This is a genomic window from Burkholderia sp. 4M9327F10, from assembly GCF_005503145.1.
Classification (GTDB): domain Bacteria; phylum Pseudomonadota; class Gammaproteobacteria; order Burkholderiales; family Burkholderiaceae; genus Paraburkholderia.
In genome coordinates, this window is the sequence record NZ_SCNV01000143.1 from 1 (window position 1) to 1,428 (window position 1,428).

Annotated in this window: 1 protein-coding gene; it reads right to left on the reverse strand. The window is 63.2% G+C overall.

The features are described from left to right. Positions 1–1,428 (reverse strand): type VI secretion system Vgr family protein (locus FFS45_RS41465; protein WP_137960353.1); only part of this gene is annotated, 1,428 nt, incomplete at both ends.

Genomic DNA, 1,428 nt, shown 5'->3' on the forward strand with positions numbered 1-1,428 from the left:
GGGTCCGCGCTGCGCCTGTACGACGACCGCGCCCGCCGCCGCGATCAGGCTCATGCCTTTCTGCGTGAACAGCGACACCATGTCGTGCGCGGCCACGGTAAAGCGCTTCCAGACGCTAAAGCTTGCATCACCTTTGGCTACGCCCATGATGCTTTCGCCCGCGACAAGCTGCACGTTCTTGCCACTCACTACGCCAGCCGATGCCGGCGCAGCCAGCAGTACGCCAGGCTGTGCAAGCTGGTCGAAGGATTTGTTTGCCGCCTGCTGGCTATCGGTATCTGCCGCTTCAGCTTTCGACGCCTGCGCCGACGATGCCAGCGCCTTCGCCAGCGCCAGCGCGTCCTCAAGCTGAGCGACCGTCTCCTGCATGTCGAGCTGCTTGCCTGACGCGCCTTTCCGGGCATAAGCCGACACCATCACGCCAGCACCGCCGAGCAACGTAGCGTGCCCATCCGTTCTCAGCTCAGCACCGCTGCCGCGCTCGCTCTGGCCACGATCTACCATGTGTCCAAGGTTGAGTTGCGACTTGGCGTGTTCGGTTGCGACCTTGATGTGCTCGCGCCCATCATGGTCATCCATCTGTAACGTGTTGTTGGAGCGCGTGCGGATCGTATTGCGCTGCGCCCACGGCGAGCCGGCGACAATCGGATCGGGATGCCTGGCTGTGTGCAGCACATGGGATATGAACGGCCTGTCGGGATTGTTCCAGAGGAAGGCCACGCCAACGACCGTTTCCGGTTCAAGTCCGAAGTGGAAACCGGTCCGCCCCGGCCCCGCGAACGGTTTCGCAAGCCGCATCGGGCAGCTCTCCACGCCAGGCGTGCGCGGGTCGCGGTCCACGTGCAGATTGACGATGTACCGCCCCTGGTTGTCCAGGTAAGGTCCCACGTAATCTTTTGTCGATGCAATTGTTCCGGTGATGACGCCAGGTATCCGGGGCCACGATTCCTCCTGCAGAGGCATCCGGTATTGCCGGTCGCTGGGGATGGCGGTGAACCCGACCTTGTAACCCTGCTTGCGCGAGGCGCTGCACGTCATGCCTGTGACCAGCAGGCCGTGCTTCACCTCGGGCAGTTCGCGGTTCGACAGCGCCAGCACGCAGGCAGGCGCGATATCCAGCATGTCGCACGTCCCGCTGTAGACGACCTGCTCCGCAAGCGCCGCCTCCTGCCGCAATTCTGCTTCGCGCGCAGCGTCCTGCTCGTCATCCAGATCGAGACCCCAGGTATAGGTTTCCCCGTGAACCGTTGGGTCGCTGTGGATCGTTTTTGTGGCATTCATGCACCGGTTATCCGGTTGTTCGGGACTGTAGCTGCGCACCGAGAACTTCGCGGGCGTCATGGTCGTGCGCATCGTGAGCGACTGCACCGATTCCCGGCCAGTGGTATGCAGGCCGCTGGGCTCCAGATACGGCACCGTGTAGCGTTC